Source organism: Pseudomonas sp. RT4P38, assembly GCF_054897765.1.
Genome location: NZ_CM142703.1, coordinates 3,344,619 through 3,361,704, shown reverse-complemented (window position 1 = coordinate 3,361,704; position 17,086 = coordinate 3,344,619). Strand labels below are relative to the sequence as shown.

Annotated in this window: 14 protein-coding genes and 2 pseudogenes; 11 read left to right on the top strand and 5 right to left on the bottom strand. The window is 57.1% G+C overall.

From position 1 onward, the window contains the following. The first annotated feature begins 148 nt into the window (after positions 1-148). The 3 genes and pseudogenes from ACYZT7_RS15610 to ACYZT7_RS15600 all read left to right on the top strand — a co-directional run. Positions 149-1,204 carry a tetratricopeptide repeat protein gene (locus ACYZT7_RS15610; protein ID WP_462037268.1) on the top strand — a complete coding sequence of 352 codons (1,056 nt, stop codon included), beginning with the start codon at positions 149-151 and terminating at the stop codon, positions 1,202-1,204. A 117-nt stretch (positions 1,205-1,321) separates the two neighbouring features. Next, a pseudogene (locus ACYZT7_RS15605) lies at positions 1,322-1,504 on the top strand (ATPase domain-containing protein); the annotation flags it as partial. Between the two features lie 44 nt (positions 1,505-1,548). After that, positions 1,549-1,976 (top strand): annotated as a pseudogene (locus tag ACYZT7_RS15600) (response regulator); the annotation flags it as partial. Positions 1,977-2,072: 96 nt separating this feature from the next. Here the strand turns inward: ACYZT7_RS15600 and ACYZT7_RS15595 are convergent. From ACYZT7_RS15595 to ACYZT7_RS15575, 5 genes are all read right to left on the bottom strand, one after another. Then, a complete protein-coding gene (locus ACYZT7_RS15595) occupies positions 2,073-2,450 on the bottom strand; it encodes a response regulator (RefSeq protein ID WP_462037267.1) in 378 nt (125 codons plus the stop codon). 77 nt (positions 2,451-2,527) lie between these two features. Beyond that, on the bottom strand, positions 2,528-3,709 hold the full coding sequence (locus ACYZT7_RS15590; RefSeq protein ID WP_462037266.1) for a hybrid sensor histidine kinase/response regulator: 1,182 nt from the start codon (positions 3,707-3,709) through the stop codon (positions 2,528-2,530). Then, positions 3,703-4,296, bottom strand: a complete 594-nt coding sequence (locus ACYZT7_RS15585) for a chemotaxis protein CheB (RefSeq protein ID WP_462037265.1) — start codon at positions 4,294-4,296, stop codon at positions 3,703-3,705. The genes ACYZT7_RS15590 and ACYZT7_RS15585 overlap by 7 nt, the downstream gene beginning before the upstream one ends. After that, a complete protein-coding gene (locus ACYZT7_RS15580) occupies positions 4,293-5,108 on the bottom strand; it encodes a CheR family methyltransferase (protein ID WP_462037264.1) in 816 nt (271 codons plus the stop codon). The genes ACYZT7_RS15585 and ACYZT7_RS15580 overlap by 4 nt, the downstream gene beginning before the upstream one ends. Then, a complete protein-coding gene (locus tag ACYZT7_RS15575) occupies positions 5,108-8,578 on the bottom strand; it encodes a response regulator (RefSeq protein ID WP_462037263.1) in 3,471 nt (1,156 codons plus the stop codon). The genes ACYZT7_RS15580 and ACYZT7_RS15575 overlap by 1 nt, the downstream gene beginning before the upstream one ends. 260 nt (positions 8,579-8,838) lie before the next feature. Here ACYZT7_RS15575 and ACYZT7_RS15570 point away from each other — a divergent pair, with 260 nt between their 5' ends. The 8 genes from ACYZT7_RS15570 (at position 8,839) to ACYZT7_RS15535 (ending at position 17,071) form a co-directional block, all read left to right on the top strand. Next, on the top strand, positions 8,839-9,198 hold the full coding sequence (locus ACYZT7_RS15570) for a response regulator (protein WP_462037262.1): 360 nt from the start codon (positions 8,839-8,841) through the stop codon (positions 9,196-9,198). A 65-nt stretch (positions 9,199-9,263) separates the two neighbouring features. Next, on the top strand, positions 9,264-10,559 hold the full coding sequence (locus ACYZT7_RS15565; protein ID WP_462037261.1) for a glycosyltransferase: 1,296 nt from the start codon (positions 9,264-9,266) through the stop codon (positions 10,557-10,559). A 137-nt stretch (positions 10,560-10,696) separates the two neighbouring features. Continuing rightward, on the top strand, positions 10,697-11,560 hold the full coding sequence (locus ACYZT7_RS15560) for a phospholipase (protein ID WP_462037260.1): 864 nt from the start codon (positions 10,697-10,699) through the stop codon (positions 11,558-11,560). Between the two features lie 188 nt (positions 11,561-11,748). Further along, on the top strand, positions 11,749-12,636 hold the full coding sequence (locus ACYZT7_RS15555; protein WP_462037259.1) for a phospholipase: 888 nt from the start codon (positions 11,749-11,751) through the stop codon (positions 12,634-12,636). A gap of 81 nt (positions 12,637-12,717) precedes the next feature. Beyond that, positions 12,718-13,623 (top strand): AraC family transcriptional regulator, encoded by a 906-nt coding sequence (locus ACYZT7_RS15550; RefSeq protein ID WP_462041727.1) that lies wholly within the window; start codon positions 12,718-12,720, stop codon positions 13,621-13,623. A gap of 228 nt (positions 13,624-13,851) precedes the next feature. After that, positions 13,852-15,162 (top strand): ABC transporter substrate-binding protein, encoded by a 1,311-nt coding sequence (locus tag ACYZT7_RS15545; protein WP_462041726.1) that lies wholly within the window; start codon positions 13,852-13,854, stop codon positions 15,160-15,162. 168 nt (positions 15,163-15,330) lie between these two features. Continuing rightward, the gene (locus ACYZT7_RS15540; RefSeq protein ID WP_282383457.1) at positions 15,331-16,230 is read left to right on the top strand and encodes a carbohydrate ABC transporter permease; all 900 of its coding nucleotides are present in this window, start codon (positions 15,331-15,333) and stop codon (positions 16,228-16,230) included. A gap of 10 nt (positions 16,231-16,240) precedes the next feature. Then, positions 16,241-17,071, top strand: a complete 831-nt coding sequence (locus tag ACYZT7_RS15535; RefSeq protein ID WP_462041725.1) for a carbohydrate ABC transporter permease — start codon at positions 16,241-16,243, stop codon at positions 17,069-17,071. Positions 17,072-17,086 lie beyond the last annotated feature (15 nt).

The following is a 17,086-nucleotide window of genomic DNA, read 5'->3' as shown; positions in this document are numbered from 1 at the left end:
CCAACCAATTCCTTTGCCCTGCGCCTCATCTGGTCGCGGGGCTTTTTTTGTCTGCTCGCCACGTCCCCCCAACACCGGGTTTGACTCACAGCCCTGCCTGACCGAAGCTGGCAGCCTTGCGACAGCTTGCCAGCTCCCGGATTCCTGCATGCCCCAGTCCCGCCGCTACCTGCTCATCAGCCTCTGCGTCCTGTTTGCCATCGGCCTTGCCTGGGTTTTCCTGCGCAGCACAACCCCCGCAGTGCCGGAGGCGATCAAGCGTGGCTACAGCGAAGCGCTGAACCAGGCGCGCGCAGGCCAGCCGGGCGCAGCGCGGGTCCTCTACCAGCAATTGGGCCGCGCTGATATATCGGCCAAACGCCGCATCTGGTTGCATGCCGAACTGCCCAACTACCCCAGCTCCGTGGCGCTGAAACTGGCCGATGCGGACTTGCAGCATGAATCGCCAGACGTGCGCATTGCGGCGATCAAAAGCATCAGCGGTCTTGTGCCCAGCGGTCAGCGCAGTCTGCTGCTGGGCCCGTTACTCGATGACAGCGAACAGCGCGTCCGCTATGCCGCCGTCAACGCCTTGTTGGGGCTTACGCCGGACGATCTCGGTTTGTATTTCGGGCCGCTGGAACAAGCCATCGATGCCTGGGAACAGGATCTGAAGAGTCAGCCGGAGAACGCCGACAACCACTATCAATTGGCTCGACTGCATCTGCACAACGCCGAATTGAAAGAGGCGCGGCAGGCACTGGAGAACACCTTGCGTCTTGCGCCCGGCAACCTGCCGGCGCTGGTGATGCAAATCGAGGTGCTGGATCGACAGGGCCAAAACGATGCCGCCCGGCAGCTGTTGGCCAAGCAGCTGAAGGCCCAACCCAATTCAGCCTACCTGCAACATGCCCTGGGTCTCTGGCTGCTGCATCACGGGCAAAGTGAGTTCGCCCTGCTCGGCCTTTCTAAAGCCGTGGAGCTGGAGCCGGACAACAAGGAATACCGTTACGACCTGGCCACCACGCTTCACGATGAACAGGAGCTGGAAGCGGCGCAGAAACAGTTGCAGGAGATCGTCCAGCGCCACCCGGCCGACCGCAAGGCCCGGGTATTGCTGATCAACTACTGGAAGGAAAGCGGACAGCTGCAAAACGTACAGATTCTGTTGGCGCAACTTGAACAACTCAATCCCGACGACCCTGCGTTGCAGCAAGGGCTTTAACAACAGCAAAAAATCTCGTTGAACTCGTCGTCTCGGCCAAGGGTCAAGTGAACAGGCAGTCCATTCAGGCACTTACGGCCTGCTGCCTCGTTTCCCCTGGTCATGAGAGGGCATTTTTTGTCTACATCTAACGAGTTGATCAGTGCAAAAGCCGCCACCGGCATCGAAGGTCTGGATGACATCCTGGCCGGTGGATTGTCCCGCGGCCATATGTTTTTGCTGGAGGGTGAGCCTGGAACCGGCAAAACCACCGTCGCTTTGCATCTCCTGTTGGCCGACGCGCGTGCCGGCGAACGCTCATCCTGTTGCGCTACTTCGAAGCACTGGGCAAGGTTCGCCGGGCGATCTCGATGATTTATGGTTTCAGCAAACAATCGCGCGGCCACGTCGCCATTCCTTCGCACAGAACGGCGAAACGGTGCTAATCGTCGAGGATGATCCGGCGGTGCGGGGGTTGGTCAGCACGGTATTGAGTGATTTGGGTGATGCCTTCGTCGAGGCAGGCGATGCCGACAGCGCGGTGCCCATTCTCGATTCCGCGCAGCGTATCAATCTGTTGATCAGCGACGTCGGGTTACCGGGCATGAATGGCCGGCAACTGGCGGAAATCGGCCGGCAGTACCGGCCCGAGCTCAAAGTGTTGTTCATCACCGGGTATGCCGAACACGCGGCTGTGCGTGGCGGGTTCCTTGACCCAGGCATGCAGATGATCACCAAGCCATTCACCTTCGACCTGCTGACGGCGAAGGTGCGGGAGATGATCCGGATTTGAATGCCCCTGTAGGAGCGAAGCTTGCTCGCGAAGGCGTAAGTTCTGACACACCGCGTTATCGTTCTTCGCGAGCAAGCTTCGCTCCTACAAAGGGCCTTACGACAGCATTTCCTGCATAAGCTCTTGCAGTACATCCAGATCGAACGGCTTGGCCAGGATCGGCGCCTTACGGGTGATCGGGCTGTCCGTCTCGCGGATCTCTTGCGGATAACCGCTGATAAAGATCACCTTGAGCTCCGGTCGCAGCTTCACGGCAGGTTCAGCAATCTGGACGCCAGAAATTCCGCCCGGCAGGCGGAAGTCGGTGATCATAATGTCCAGGTGGGGTTTGCTCGACAGAATTTCGAAGGCCTGCTCGCCGTTTTCGGCCTGCAATACCCGGTAGCCCTCACCCGACAGATAGGCCGAGAGCACCATCAAAATCGAGGGGTCATCTTCGACGATCAATACGACGTCTTGTGCATCTTCACTCATGGGAAGCCTTTGTTCGGTCAATAGCTGCTGATACGACCGTGGGGTCGATCAGAGGTTGCGTTTACCTGGCTGTTTTCCTACAGCGGCAGACAAACGCGAAACAAGGCGCCTTCGCCAATCCGGCTTTCGACGGTAATGGAACCGCCATGGGCGGCCACAATCTGCTCGGAAATAAACAAGCCCAGGCCCAACCCCGCGACAGCGTGTTTGGCCGTGACCCTTTCGAACTGCTGGAAAATACGTTTCTGATTCTCTTCGCCGATGCCGATCCCAAGATCGCGCACGTCCACCTGAGCCTGACGGCTCTCACTGTACACCTTAACGGTGATCGGACTCTTGGCGCCGTATCGTAAAGCATTGGTCAGCAAGTTGGAGATCACCTGCTCAATGCGAAATTCGTCCCAGTTGCCCACCACGGGTTGCTCGGCTTCGAGCGTTACCGAGCACTCGGCAGCATCGATCTGCGGGGCGAAGTTCTGCAACATGCCGCGAACCAGCGCCGACAGATCGAAGCGCGTCGGTCGGATCGACAACTTGCCGGTACGAATTCGCGACACATCGAGCATGTCTTCGATCAGGCGAATCAGGCTTTTGATCTGCCGCTCGTCGCGATCGACCATCGCGTGCATTTTGTCCAGAGCGAACGCCGCGGCGTTATCCCGGGCAAGGTGCATCTTGCGCAACTGGGTTTCGAGGATCAGGCCATTGAGCGGCGTGCGGACTTCATGAGCAACGATGGACATGAAGTCATCGCGCATGCGCACCGCTTGCTCCAGTTCCAGCTGGGTACTCTGTAACTGTTTGAGCAGCGCTTCCTGCTCACGGCGACTCTGCTCCAGCTCCTCGACCTGCTGTTTCATCGCCTTGCTTTGGCGGAACAGATCGACGAACACATTGACCTTGCTCTTGACCGCGTGGATATCCAGCGGCTTGTAGAGGAAATCCACGGCACCGCTTTCGTAGCCCTTGAACGCATAGTTCAGCTCTCGGCCGGCGGCGCTGACGAACACAATCGGGATGTGCTTGGTCTTTTCCGTGCCGCGCATCAGCTCGGCCAGCTCGAAGCCGTTCATCCCGGGCATCTGCACGTCGAGAATGGCCATGGCGAACTCGTGTTGCAGCAACAGCGACAAGGCTTCGTCGGCGGACAAGGCTTTGTAGACCATACGGTCTTCGCGCCTGATCAGCGCCTCGAGCGCCAACAGGTTCTCCGGCAGATCGTCGACGATCAGCAGTTTGGCTTGGATAGTACTTAGCATGCGATTCGTTCCAGCTCGACAAGCAGACGGCCGATGCCGCGTATAGGGAGGATGTGGTCCGGCTGGTGAGTATCCAGCGCTGCCAGGGGCATGGTCGCGACTTGGGCTTCGTCCGGGTCCTGAACGATGGTCATGCCTCCACGATATTTGACTTGGGCCAGACCGCGGGCGCCATCGCGGTTGGCACCGGTTAACAACACCGCCGCCAGGGATGAACCATAGGCATCGGCGGCCGATTCGAACAGGTAATCGATGGCCGGTCGCGAATGATGCACGCGGGCTTCAAGGCTCAACGAAAAGCTGCGGTCCTGCTCCACCGACAAGTGGTAACCCGGAGACGCGAAATAGAGCGTTCCAGCGCTCACCAGCGTCTTGTCGCAGGCTTCCAATACAGGCATGGAGACTCGCCGGGCGAACACCCCGGCCAGCTGGCTGCGACGCTCGTCAGGGAGATGCAGTACCACGATGATCGGCAGCGTGAAGCCTTCTCGCAGTGGGCTGAGGATATTCACTAGCGCCTCTACACCACCGGCCGAGGCGCCGATCACGATAGCCTTTATAGAAGGCAAAGCCGCTGCACTGTTCATGATTTGCGGTAAATCCGTTCGTGTTTGACCAACGGTTCAAACTGGCTCCCGAAGGCAGAAAAATCCGGTGTTTCCTTGCTGCCCAGCACCAGGAATCCACGATGGCAAAGTGATTCATGGAACAATCCGAACGCACGATCCTGAAGCTTTTTATTGAAATAAATCAAAACATTACGACACGAAATTAATTGAGTTTCTGAAAAGACACTGTCGGTCGCCAGGCTGTGATCGGCGAAGGTCACGTTCTCACACAGCGTCTTGTCGAAAATGGCGTAACCGTAGGCCGCCGTATAGTAATCGGCGAAAGAACGCTGGCCACCTGCCTGCTGGTAGTTATGAGTGTAGGCGCGGACATTCTCCATGGAGAAAATCCCCTGCTTGGCTTTGTCCAGTGAGCGTGGATTGATGTCGGTGGCGTAAATGATGGTGCGCTCGAGCAAGCCTTCTTCGCGCAGCAGAATGGCCATCGAATAAACCTCTTCCCCCGTGCTGCAACCGGCGATCCAGATCTTGATCGAGGGGTAAGTCCTGAGCAGTGGCACCACTTCCTGACGGATCGCCAGGAAATGCGAAGGGTCACGAAACATTTCGCTGACCGGGATCGTCAGCAATTGCAGCAACTGCATGAACGCCGTCGGGTCGTGCAGGACCTTTTCCTGCAACGCCGAAATAGTGGCGCACTCGAACTGGCTCAACGCGTGATTGACCCGACGCTTGATCGAAGCGCCGGAGTAGTCGCGAAAGTCATAGCTGTATTTGAGGTAGATCGCCTCGATCAACAAGCGCAATTCGATTTCGCTATTTCGCTCCACTAAATGCGTTCCATCTTCGGTAACCACACGCGAATCAGCGAGAACAGGCGATCCAGGTCGATGGGCTTGGCCAGGTAATCATTGGAGCCCGCTTCCAGGCAGCGCTCCTGATCGTCCTTCATGGCCTTGGCCGTCACCGCAATGATCGGCAGCTTGCGCCAGCGCGGGTCCTTGCGGATCTCGATGGTGGCTTCGTAGCCATCCATCTCCGGCATCATCACGTCCATCAACACCAGATCGATGTCCTCGACTTCATTCAGCTTTTCAATCGCTTCACGGCCATTTCGACCGATGACCACGACTGCACCCTTTTGCTCCAGGGCACTGGTGAGGGCGAAGATGTTGCGTACATCGTCGTCCACCAGCAGCACCTTGCGACCCTCGAAAACCTTGTCGCGGCTGCGCGCGGTCTTGAGCATCCTCTGTCGTTCATGGGACAACCTGGACTCGACTTTGTGCAGAAAGAGTGTGACCTCATCCAGCAAACGCTCGGGCGAGCGCGCACCCTTGATGATGATCGAGCGCGAATACTTGCGCAGGTCCGCCTCTTCGTCCCGGGTCAGGTTGCGCCCGGTGTAGACGATCACCGGCGGGAACGAGCAGATATCTTCGGTGGACATGCGCTTGAGCAGGTCGTTGCCGAGCATGTCCGGCAGCTTCAAGTCGATGATCATGCAGTCGAAAATCGTCGTTCGCAGCAGGTTCAGGGCATCCTGTGCCAAGCCAACGGCAGTGATCTCGATATCATCGTCGCCGATCAGCCGGGCAATGCTGTCGCGCTGCAAATCATCGTCTTCGACCAGCAGGATGCGTTTGACCTTCTGGGTCAGCTTGGCTTCAAAGCGGGCAAACACGTCCTTGAGTTCTTCGCGAGTGGTCGGCTTGACCGCATACCCGATGGCGCCCATGTGCATCGCGGCCTCGACCCGGTCTTCCACCGAAATCACATGCACCGGAATGTGCCGGGTTTCAGCGTGTTCCTTCAGGCGTTGCAACACGGTCAAACCGGAATGATCCGGCAGACGCATGTCCAGCAGAATGGCGTCCGGGATGAACTCCTTGGCCAGGTCGTAACCTTCGTCAGCCCCGTGCGCCACCAGACACTGATAACCCAGTTCATGCGCCAGGTCGTAAAGGATGTGCGCAAAGTTCGGCTCGTCTTCCACCACCAGAATGCACCGAGTGGCGAATGGCGCCTTGGTGCGATCGTCGTCGAAACGCGGGATATCAACGTCGGCAATCAGCGGTACCCGCGCGGCGGTCGGCATTCTCGGCGCAATGGCAACCGGCGTGGCTCTCATCGGCTCGACAGGCTCTTCGCCCGGTTCAACGTATTGCTGCGGCAACACCAGCGTGAACACACTGCCCTGCCCAGGCTCGCTGGTGACACTGATGGAACCGCCCAGCAAGGCGGCCAGGTCACGGGAAATCGACAAGCCCAGGCCGGTGCCGCCGTAACGGCGATTGGTGGTGCCATCGGCCTGGCGGAAGGCTTCGAAAATGCTCTCCTGCTGATCCTCGGCAATGCCAATCCCCGAGTCGCGAATGATGAAGGCGATACCGTCGCCGGGCTGGCTGGCGACAGTCAGGCTGACGGTGCCTTTTTCGGTGAATTTCACCGCGTTGGACAGCAGGTTCTTGATGACCTGCTCCAGGCGCTGGCGGTCGGTGAAGATCATCATCGGCGCACCGGCCTGCACCTCGACCTGGAAATCCAGCGTCTTGTTGGCAGCCAATGGTTGGAACATCCCGCGCAAGCCATCCACCAGACGCGCGACACTGGTGTTCTCCGCTCGTATCTCAAGCTTGCCGGCCTCGACCTTGGAAATGTCGAGAATGTCGTTGATCAAGTTGAGCAAGTCATTGCCGGCAGAGTAAATCGACTCGGCAAACTTGACCTGCTCGGCGCTGAGGTTTTCCTGAGGGTTTTCCGCCAGCAACTTGGCCAGGATCAACGAGCTGTTCAGCGGCGTGCGCAACTCGTGGGACATGTTGGCGAGGAATTCAGACTTGTACTTGCTCGAGCGCTGCAACTCTTCGGCGCGTTCTTCGAGCTGGGACTGGGCTTGATTGAGTTCGGTATTCTTCAGGTCCATCGCGTCGCGCTGCTCGGCGAGCTGTTCATTGGTTTGTTCAAGCTCGACCTGCTGGGTTTCCAGATGCGCCTGGGACTCCTTGAGAATCCGTGACTGCTCTTCCAGCTCTTCGTTGGCGGTCTTGAGTTCTTCCTGCTGAACTTGCAGCTCTTCATTGAGCTGCTGGGTTTCGGCCAGCACCTCCTGTAAGCGCTGGCGATAGCGAGCGGCCTCGATGGACGTGCCGATGTTGCCGGCAATCAGTTCAAGCAATTCGACATCACGGTCAGTCAGCGGGCGCAAGAAGCCCAGTTCGATCACACCGTTGACCCGATCGTCGTCACTGGTCGGCACGACCAGCACGCTATGCGGCAGACCTTCGCCCAGGCCGGAGCTGACCTTGAAGTAATCGCTCGGTACGTCATCGAGACGAATCAAGCGAGCCTGGCTCGCTACTTGGCCGACAATGCCTTCATCGCTGTAAATCTGCTGCTCACGTGCTTCCTGCTCGCGGGAGAAACCGTAGGATGCAATGCGTTTGAGGCCACCGTGTTCTTCACGAACATAAATAGCCGCTACGGCCGTGCCGAGGTACTGCGCACAAAATTGCAAAATATTGCGGCCCAGCAGATTAAGCGACAGTTGCCCCAACACTTGCTCGGCCAGCTCGGTTTGACCATTGCGCAGCCAGGCCTGCTGTTCCAGACGCTGGGCGCTGGCCTGTTGCGCGGTGAGGTTGGCGCTGTAACTGTGCGAAAGGTTGAGCAAATCCCGACGGCCAATGTAGGCCAGCAATGCGCTGATCCCGGCGATGAACAACAGATAAAGGCTGATGCTCCAGATCGTGGTGCGGCGCACTTCCTCGTTGCGCGTGGTGCGCAACTGCTGCTCCATGTCGATCACGTCTTCGAATTGCTTGCGGATCTCATCGGTCAGCCGTTTGCCGCGCCCGGCCTTGACGGCGCCGCGGTAATCGCCGCTGGCGCGTTGCAAATCGATCATTGTTTTTGCGTAAGTGGCCCACTCATCCTGCAAGGCCTGTAGCCGGTGCAGGCGGTCGGTCTGCACCGGGTTGTCCGCGGTCAGTTCGAGCAAGGTCCTGAGGGCGACATTGATTCGCGGCTTGGCCGTCTCGTAAGGTTCAAGGAACTGCTCGTTGTCCGTGAGCAGGAAGCCGCGCATACCGGTTTCCAGATCGACGGTCAGCTTGATCGCTTCATTGGCGTTATTGATCACCCGGTCGGTGTGCTCGACCCACTGGATCACCGACAGCAGGTAAGTGATCAGCGAGACAAAGAACACCGCACTGAGCACGCCGACACCCAACGGCAGGCTGACGTTGCGGCTCAGGAGTTTACGGAAGCGTTGCTCATCAACCGAAGACGCGGATGTCATGGGGGAGCCTTGTCGAACTGTCGAAAACCACGGAGTTTGCCCCAAAAGTGGCACATTGATCCAATTTTCTGACACCTTTTCGCGCAAAATCCTACATTCCACTGCTCCAGCGCAAAGGAGCGGTTATCCTTGCCGGCACGTGTACGGCTATTCTTTTTTCTACCGCGTGGGAACTTGTCGGGTTCCGTCACTTACTCAAGCAAGAGCCCGGCGATTTCGATCGGCCGGCAACCGTGAATTCAACCTTTGAGAACGCCACTATGTCCGCCACCGCGTCCATCATCCTTGTAGTCGAAGACGACGCCATCGTGCGCATGCTGATTGTCGATGTGCTGGAGGAGCTGGAGTTCAAGGTGCTCGAGGCCGATGGCAGCGAACAGGCGCTGGAGTTTCTCAACGATGAAGATCAGTACATCGATTTGATGATGACCGACGTCGGGTTGCCGGTGATGGATGGCCGTGAACTGGCCACCCAGGCCCGCATGGTTCGCCCTGAATTGCCGATCCTGTTCGCCAGCGGCTATGCCGAGAGCATCGATGTGCCTGAAGGCATGCAGGTGATCGGCAAGCCGTTTTCGATTGATCAGCTGAGGGACAAGGTCAAAGGCATTCTTGCCTGAGCCTGGTATCCTCGCTGCCCCGTTTTCTCCCCCTGCCCTCTACCCGCACCAAGGAATACCCGTTCATGATTCAGCCCCACGCAACCAAAGTCCTGGTCATTGGTTACGTCTGGCCCGAGCCCCGCTCTTCTGCGGCCGGCGGGCACATGATGCAAATCCTCGATACTTTCTTGCAGCAGGGCTGGGACATTACATTCAGTAGCCCGGCCGGCACCGGCGAACACCGGGCGGATCTCGGCGCCTTGGGCATTCGCGAAATCCCGATCGAATTGAACAACAGCAGTTTCGACACATTCATCAGCGAACTGGCGCCGGATGTTGTGCTGTTTGACCAGTTCATGATGGAAGAGCAGTTTGGCTGGCGTGTGGAAAAGCACTGTCCTGACGCGTTGCGAGTGCTTGAAACCTCGGATTTGCAAAGCCTGCGACATGCCCGGCATCAACGACTCAAAGATCGCTTGAAGGCCAGTGACGACAACAATGATTTCAGCGAGTTGTTTGCGCCGGCGTTGCGCGAAGAGTTCGAATTGATGGCCGATACCGATCTGGCCAAACGGGAGATTGCGGCGCTGTATCGTTGCGACTTGAACCTGATGATCTCCGAAGTGGAGATCGAGTTGCTGGTCGAGCAATTCGAGCTGCCGCGTAACTTGCTGCACTGGTGTCCACTGATGGTCGATCTACCGAGCGTGCCGCCGGCGGCTTTTGAAGACCGGGCGCACTTTCTCAGTATTGGTAACTTTCGCCATGCGCCAAACTGGGATGCGGTGCTCTGGATGAAAACCGCGATCTGGCCGCTGATCCGCGAGCAACTGCCCAAGGCCCAGTTGCACCTTTACGGCGCTTACACACCGCCCAAGGCAACTGCACTGCACAACGCCAGCCAGGGTTTTCATGTCATGAATTGGGCCGAAGATGCATTAGAGGTCATGTCTGGCGCGCGGATTTGTCTGGCACCTCTACGCTTCGGTGCCGGTATCAAAGGCAAGATTGTCGACGCCATGTTGTGTGGCACGCCCACGATCACAACGCCCATCGGCGCCGAAGCGATGCACGGCGAACATCTCTGGCCCGGCGCCGTGGCCCGGACAGCACAGGCGTTCGCCGATTGCGCGGTTCGGCTGTACAAGGATGAAGCACTTTGGACCGACGCCCAATCCCTGGGACAGACGTTGCTGGCCGATCGTTATCGACAGTCTGTACATGGCCCGGCATTGATTGAAAAGTTGCTGTACTGCCAACAACACCTGGCACACCTTAGAAGCGATAACTTTACCGGCAGCATGTTGCGTCATCACCACCACAAAAGTACGCAATACATGGCGCAATGGATTGAAGCTAAAAATCGAAATCCGCTATAGAGCTCGCGCCAATATAAATATCCTGCATTACCACTATTATTGACCAGGTCTAATACCACCTCTATAAACACCCAACAGAACTAAAGCTAAGTTCAGCACAACTAATGTATTGTATAAATCACGCAAGGATGCCTTAAATGGACAACATTGTTCAGAGCACTTACACGCCTAATAACTGGATGGCCGCCACTCCCGCGATAGATACTTTGTCGCTCTGTGAACTGACGCTGCCGGGCACCCATAATGCAGGCAGCGACTGGAAAGCGTCCTGGCCGCTGATTCCAGGAGCCCACTGGCTAGCGTGTCAGCACGACTCGTTTTATGCCCAACTGCGCCACGGCTCTCGTGCGCTCGATATCCGATTAATTTACGAAGCCGACGCGCAGGGACTCGGGAAATTCGGCATTCATCACAACGGTTACCGCAATTCTCGTACCTTGGGAAACCTTGTAACCGACGTGAAAAAGTTTCTTCAAGAGAACCCCAATGAATTCATCATCCTGGACTTTCACACATTGGAGGGTAAGTTTGATTTCGCTTACTTCAACGACATGATGATTCGTTTTCTTGGCGATCGCGCCATTCCAACCAACAACGTGTCGCTGAGTCTCCGCCAACTCAAACAAATCAGTTCTGTACAAAGAGTGTTGATCGCAACTCCTTGGCGCAGGGAACTTGATCGAAACGTATTTCTCGAGCAGATCGTGCACAAATGGTCTGGCAACAGCATCACCAGTGCCGCCGAATTGGAAAAGCACATTATTGGAGTGCTAAAAAACCCGCCAGGCACGTGGGCACCGTGGTCACTATCCGCCACCAGTTACAGCGCTCTCGGCGGCCCCCTGGACATTCATGAGGCGCTTGATTCGTGGTTTGACCCGACTAAAAGCGACTGGGCGACAAAGTGCAACATTATCAACGTCGACTTCATTGAAGAGAGCCAAATTGTTTCATATTGCCGAACCGCGAACCTGAGCAAAGCCGCTAAACGGGTCAGCTAGTCGCGGCGCTATCAAATGGCTATTGTTGTGCAAGTATTTCCGTGACTGGCAATGCTGTCGCGCACTTCTATGCTGGGTCATGAAAGCCTTTTTACGCAGGCAGATAAAACGGTTGTGAAACGAAACCACAGCCGACACATGAACTTCGTCGCTCCCACGGAGGGGCGTATCAAAGACAAGGAACTGTCATGACCCGCAACACAGCAATCACGTTCGATAAACAAAAGTGGATGAGCAATGTCCTCGACATCAATCGTATAAAACTGACCGATGTCGTCTGGCCCGGCACCCATAACGCCGGCATGGATAAACAAGCCCCTAATTATGAAGTGGTCATCGGCAACTGGACGACGTGTCAAAACGGTTCATTTGCCTGGCAACTATCCAATGGTGCACGGGCATTTGATATCCGCCTGGGCTACACCGAGGGCGCTGACCAGTCGATCTTCTATTTTCATCACAATGGGTACCAATCCCATCGAGTCCTCGAGGAGCTTATCAACGCGGTTTCATCTTTCCTGGACCGTAATCAGGATGAATTTGTGGTTCTCGATTTTCATCAATTAGGGGATGGCAACAAACCCTTCGACTATCAGAAACTCAATGATCTTCTGGTGAGTCAACTCGGACAGCGAGTGATACCGCCCACCGATGCTGCGAAAACGGTGGGTGAACTCAAGCGTATCAGTACTCACCGAAGAGTGGTGTTGGCGGCGCCTGCATTGCGGGAACTGGATGAGGATTACTTCTGGCGGCGCATCACCCACAAGTGGAGTAACAAGAGGTTCACCGACACCGAAGATCTGAAAACCCATATTTCCAGCACACTCAAAGACGTGCCTTACGAAACATTTCTATGGTCGTTATCGGCCACCAGCTACGCATTTCTGGGAGGTCCTCAGGACATCAAAAACCACATCAATGACTGGTTCGATCCCACCCGAGACTGGGTGACGCGCTGCAGCATCATCAATACCGACTTTTTCGATGAGTCAGAGATCGTTCGTTATTGCTGGACCGCCACCAGCATGAAAGCGGTTTACGGTCGTGCGTTGCATGATCGGTCGCCACGCTAACGTCCGGGTCGCTGCACGCTGGCATTCCCTACTCGGAAAGAGGCATGATCAGGGCGCAATGACAATAAAAAGCGCCCTGACATGACCCGAACAGCCAGAGTCACTGATCCTTCCTACGAACTGATGGACGACCACAACGGGTTGTCGGTCATCTATCGCCAGCATGGATTCCCCTGCCCTTTGGTGCGTTGGCATTTCCACAAGGAATATGAACTGCACCTAATCGTCGCCAGTTCCGGCAAGGTGTTCATCGGCGATTACATTGGCAACTTTTACCCGGAAACCCTGTTCCTGACCGGGCCTAATCTGCCCCACAACTGGATCAGCCAGGTGGCCGAAGACGAAGTAGTGCCCAAACGCGACATGCTGGTCAACTTCACGGACGAGTTGTTCGACAGCGGCCACCTGGTATTTGCCGAGCTCAAGACGCTGGCGCCGCTGTTGGAGCGCGCCCAGTACGGCATCGAGTTTCGCTGCAAGCGCACCATTCGTCAGGCCATGACCTTGATGCAACGTATTGCCGACACCCAAGGCGTAACCCGCCTCGGGCACTTTTTCATTCTGCTGGAGGTGTTGGCCGCCTCTGATGACTATCAGCTGCTGTCCGGAGCCACGACGCCGCAATTGGCCGACGAGCACAATATCGATCGCACTAACCGGGCGGTGGATTACATCTTCGCGCATTACGCCCGGGAACTGCCGCTGGAAGAAGTCGCCGAACATCTGGGCATGAAGCCGACTTATTTCAGTCGAGTGTTCAAGCAAGCGACTGGTCGCTGCTTCATCGAGTTCGTCAATCGCCTGCGCATCAGCAAATCCTGCGAGCTGCTGGCCGATGGTGACAAACCGGTGACCGATGTGTGCTTCGAATCGGGGTTCAACAATATTTCCAACTTCAATCGGCGATTTCAGCAACTCAAGGGCATGACGCCGTCGCACTACCGGCGGTTGGCCGTACAACGGTTGACTGAGCAAAATCTGGGTTAAACGCCTGAAAACCTATACGAATTCCATAGGGTGCAACCGCTGAAAAGCCGTTCCCTGCACCTCGCCCTGCAAACCCCAGTGCAAAATAGTATCGATTGAAGTGCGATGGATGATTTGTCACGTCATCAATAGAAGGCTGTAATCAGTGCACATTCTTCCCTCCGCAGGAAGACACAAAAACAATAACTGTCCTTCTGTAACCCGCCGGGTGCAGAAAAGGAGTGCACGATGCAACCTTCTGTAAAAGCTCTGCTTGCCCTCACCTGCATGACCCTTAGCAGCGTCAGCCTCGGCGCCCAGACCCTGACCATCGCCACCGTCAACAACAGCGACATGATCCGCATGCAAAAACTCTCGAAAACCTTCGAGACCGAGCATCCGGACATCAAGCTCAATTGGGTGGTGCTGGAAGAAAATGTCTTGCGCCAACGCCTGACCACTGACATCGCCACTCAGGGCGGACAGTTCGATGTGCTGACCATCGGCATGTACGAAGCCGCACTCTGGGGTGCCAAGGGTTGGCTGGAGCCGATGAAGGACCTGCCGGCCAGCTACGCCCTCGACGACGTGTTCCCGTCGGTGCGTGAAGGCCTGTCGGTCAAGGGTTCGCTGTATGCGTTGCCGTTCTACGCCGAAAGCTCCATCACCTATTACCGCACCGATCTGTTCAAGGATGCCGGGCTGACCATGCCCGAACACCCGACCTGGACCCAGATCAGCGAATTCGCCAGCAAACTCACCCATAAGGATAAAGAGCAGTACGGTATCTGCCTGCGCGGCAAGGCCGGCTGGGGCGAGAACATGGCGCTGATCACCACCGTTGCCAATGCCTATGGAGCGCGCTGGTTCGATGAGAAGTGGCAACCGGAATTCACCGGCCCCGAGTGGAAAAATGCGCTGAATTTTTACGTCAAGACCATGAAAGACTCCGGTCCACCCGGCGCTTCCAGCAACGGTTTCAACGAAAACCTGGCGCTGTTCAACAGCGGCAAGTGCGCGATCTGGGTCGATGCCAGCGTCGCCGGCTCCTTTGTCACCGACAAGACCCAAAGCAAGGTCAGCGACCACGTCGGCTTCACCTACGCACCACACGAAACCACCGACAAGGGCTCGGCCTGGTTGTATTCCTGGGCGCTGGCGATTCCGACCAGTTCCAAGTCCAAGGACGCGGCGAAAACCTTCAGCGCCTGGGCCACTTCCAAGGAGTATGGAGCGTTGGTGGCAGAGAAAGACGGCATTGCCAACGTACCACCAGGTACCCGCGCTTCGACGTACAGCGATGAGTACATGAAGGCTGCGCCGTTCGCCAAGGTGACCCTCGAGTCGCTGAAAGCTGCGGACCCGAGCAAACCGACCCTCAAACCCGTGCCCTATATCGGCATCCAGTTGGTGACCATTCCGGAGTTCCAGGCCGTGGGCACCCAGGTCGGCAAATTGTTCTCGGCGGCGCTGATCGGCCAGACCACGGTCGACCAGGCCCTGACCGCTGCCCAGCAAACCACCGAACGTGAAATGAAGCGCGCCGGTTATCCCAAGTAACTAGCAATCAATGTGGGAGCGAGCTTGCTCGCGATGAGGCCATAACATTCAACATCTATGTTGGCTGATGGATCGCTATCGCGAGCAAGCTCGCTCCCACAGTTGATCTTCATTTGTCTGTTCCTTATCGGTTTTAACGCCATGAATATTTCAACTGCCAACGCTCACATGGACATTCCCCAACCGGTGCGTAAAAGCCGGTTGGCCAACCCCGGCTGGTTCCTGGTCAGCCCCTCGGTAGCGTTGTTGCTGCTGTGGATGATCGTGCCGCTGGGCATGACCGTTTACTTCTCGCTGATCCGCTACAACCTGCTTTACCCCGGTGAGAACCAGTTCGTCGGGCTGGAGAACTTCAGCTACTTCCTCAGCGACTCGGGGTTCCTCCCCGGCGCCACCAACACCTTGTTGCTGGTCGGCAGCGTGCTGTTGATCAGCGTGGTGTTCGGGGTGCTGATCAGTGCGCTGCTGGAGGCCAGTGAGTTTCTCGGTCGCGGCATCGTGCGGGTGATGCTGATCTCGCCGTTTTTCATCATGCCCACCGTCGGTGCGCTGATCTGGAAGAACCTGATTTTCCACCCGGTCTCGGGGATCCTCGCCTACGTCTGGAAGCTGTTCGGCGCGCAACCGGTGGACTGGCTGGCGCATTACCCGCTGCTGTCGATCATCATCATTGTCTCCTGGCAATGGCTGCCCTTTGCGATCCTGATCCTGATGACCGCCATGCAGTCCCTCGACCAGGAGCAGAAGGAAGCCGCGCGCCTCGACGGTGCCGGACCGATCGCGATTTTCTGGCACCTGACCCTGCCGCACCTGGCGCGGCCGATTGCGGTGGTGGTGATGATCGAAACCATCTTCCTGCTCTCGGTGTTCGCCGAAATCTTCACCACCACCAACGGTGGCCCCGGCTACGCCTCGACCAACCTCGCCTACCTGATCTACAACCAGGCGCTGGTGCAGTTCGACGTCGGCATGGCGTCCGCCGGCGGCTTGATCGCGGTGGTGATCGCCAACATCGCGGCCATCGTGCTGGTGCGCATGATCGGCAAAAACCTGACAGACAAAGCCTGAGGCCTGCGCCATGACCCTTCAACAATCCCGCCGTCTGCAAAGCCTGCTGCTCGGCACCCTGGCCTGGGCCATCGCGATCCTGATCTTCTTCCCGATCTTCTGGATGGTGATGACCAGTTTCAAAACCGAAATCGATGCGTTCGCCACGCCGCCGCAGTTCATCTTCATCCCGACGCTGGAGAACTACCTGCACATCAACGAACGCAGCGATTACTTCAGCTTCGCCTGGAACTCGGTGGTGATTTCCTTCAGCGCCACGGCCCTGTGCCTGCTGATCGCGGTGCCGGCGGCGTACTCGATGGCGTTCTACGAAACCCAGCGCACCAAAGGCACGCTGCTGTGGATGCTCTCCACCAAAATGCTGCCACCGGTGGGCGTGCTGATGCCGATCTACCTGCTGGCCAAGAGTTTGGGTCTGCTCGACACGCGGATTGCGCTGATCGTGATCTACACGCTGATCAACCTGCCGATCGTGGTCTGGATGATTTACACCTACTTCAAAGACATCCCCAAGGACATCCTCGAAGCCGCGCGCCTCGACGGTGCCACGCTGTGGCAGGAAATGGTCCGGGTGCTGTTGCCGATCGCCAAGGGCGGCCTGGCGTCCACGGTGCTGTTGTCGCTGATCCTGTGCTGGAACGAGGCGTTCTGGTCGCTGAATCTGACCTCGTCGAAAGCCGCACCGCTGACGGCGTTGATCGCCTCGTACTCAAGTCCTGAAGGTCTGTTCTGGGCCAAGTTGTCGGCGGTGTCGACGCTGGCCTGCGCGCCGATCCTGATCTTCGGCTGGATCAGCCAGAAACAATTGGTCCGCGGCCTGTCGTTCGGCGCCGTGAAATAGCCCTCAAAGAATAAG

What these genes read in the sequence shown, in the direction of transcription:
- ACYZT7_RS15610 (WP_462037268.1), top strand. Translation starts at nt 149, where the DNA reads ATGCCCCAGTCCCGCCGCTACCTGCTCATCAGCCTCTGCGTCCTGTTT.
- ACYZT7_RS15595 (WP_462037267.1), bottom strand. Translation starts at nt 2,450, where the DNA reads ATGAGTGAAGATGCACAAGACGTCGTATTGATCGTCGAAGATGACCCC.
- ACYZT7_RS15590 (WP_462037266.1), bottom strand. Translation starts at nt 3,709, where the DNA reads ATGCTAAGTACTATCCAAGCCAAACTGCTGATCGTCGACGATCTGCCG.
- ACYZT7_RS15585 (WP_462037265.1), bottom strand. Translation starts at nt 4,296, where the DNA reads ATGAACAGTGCAGCGGCTTTGCCTTCTATAAAGGCTATCGTGATCGGC.
- ACYZT7_RS15575 (WP_462037263.1), bottom strand. Translation starts at nt 8,578, where the DNA reads ATGACATCCGCGTCTTCGGTTGATGAGCAACGCTTCCGTAAACTCCTG.
- ACYZT7_RS15570 (WP_462037262.1), top strand. Translation starts at nt 8,839, where the DNA reads ATGTCCGCCACCGCGTCCATCATCCTTGTAGTCGAAGACGACGCCATC.
- ACYZT7_RS15565 (WP_462037261.1), top strand. Translation starts at nt 9,264, where the DNA reads ATGATTCAGCCCCACGCAACCAAAGTCCTGGTCATTGGTTACGTCTGG.
- ACYZT7_RS15560 (WP_462037260.1), top strand. Translation starts at nt 10,697, where the DNA reads ATGGACAACATTGTTCAGAGCACTTACACGCCTAATAACTGGATGGCC.
- ACYZT7_RS15555 (WP_462037259.1), top strand. Translation starts at nt 11,749, where the DNA reads ATGACCCGCAACACAGCAATCACGTTCGATAAACAAAAGTGGATGAGC.
- ACYZT7_RS15550 (WP_462041727.1), top strand. Translation starts at nt 12,718, where the DNA reads ATGACCCGAACAGCCAGAGTCACTGATCCTTCCTACGAACTGATGGAC.
- ACYZT7_RS15545 (WP_462041726.1), top strand. Translation starts at nt 13,852, where the DNA reads ATGCAACCTTCTGTAAAAGCTCTGCTTGCCCTCACCTGCATGACCCTT.
- ACYZT7_RS15540 (WP_282383457.1), top strand. Translation starts at nt 15,331, where the DNA reads ATGGACATTCCCCAACCGGTGCGTAAAAGCCGGTTGGCCAACCCCGGC.
- ACYZT7_RS15535 (WP_462041725.1), top strand. Translation starts at nt 16,241, where the DNA reads ATGACCCTTCAACAATCCCGCCGTCTGCAAAGCCTGCTGCTCGGCACC.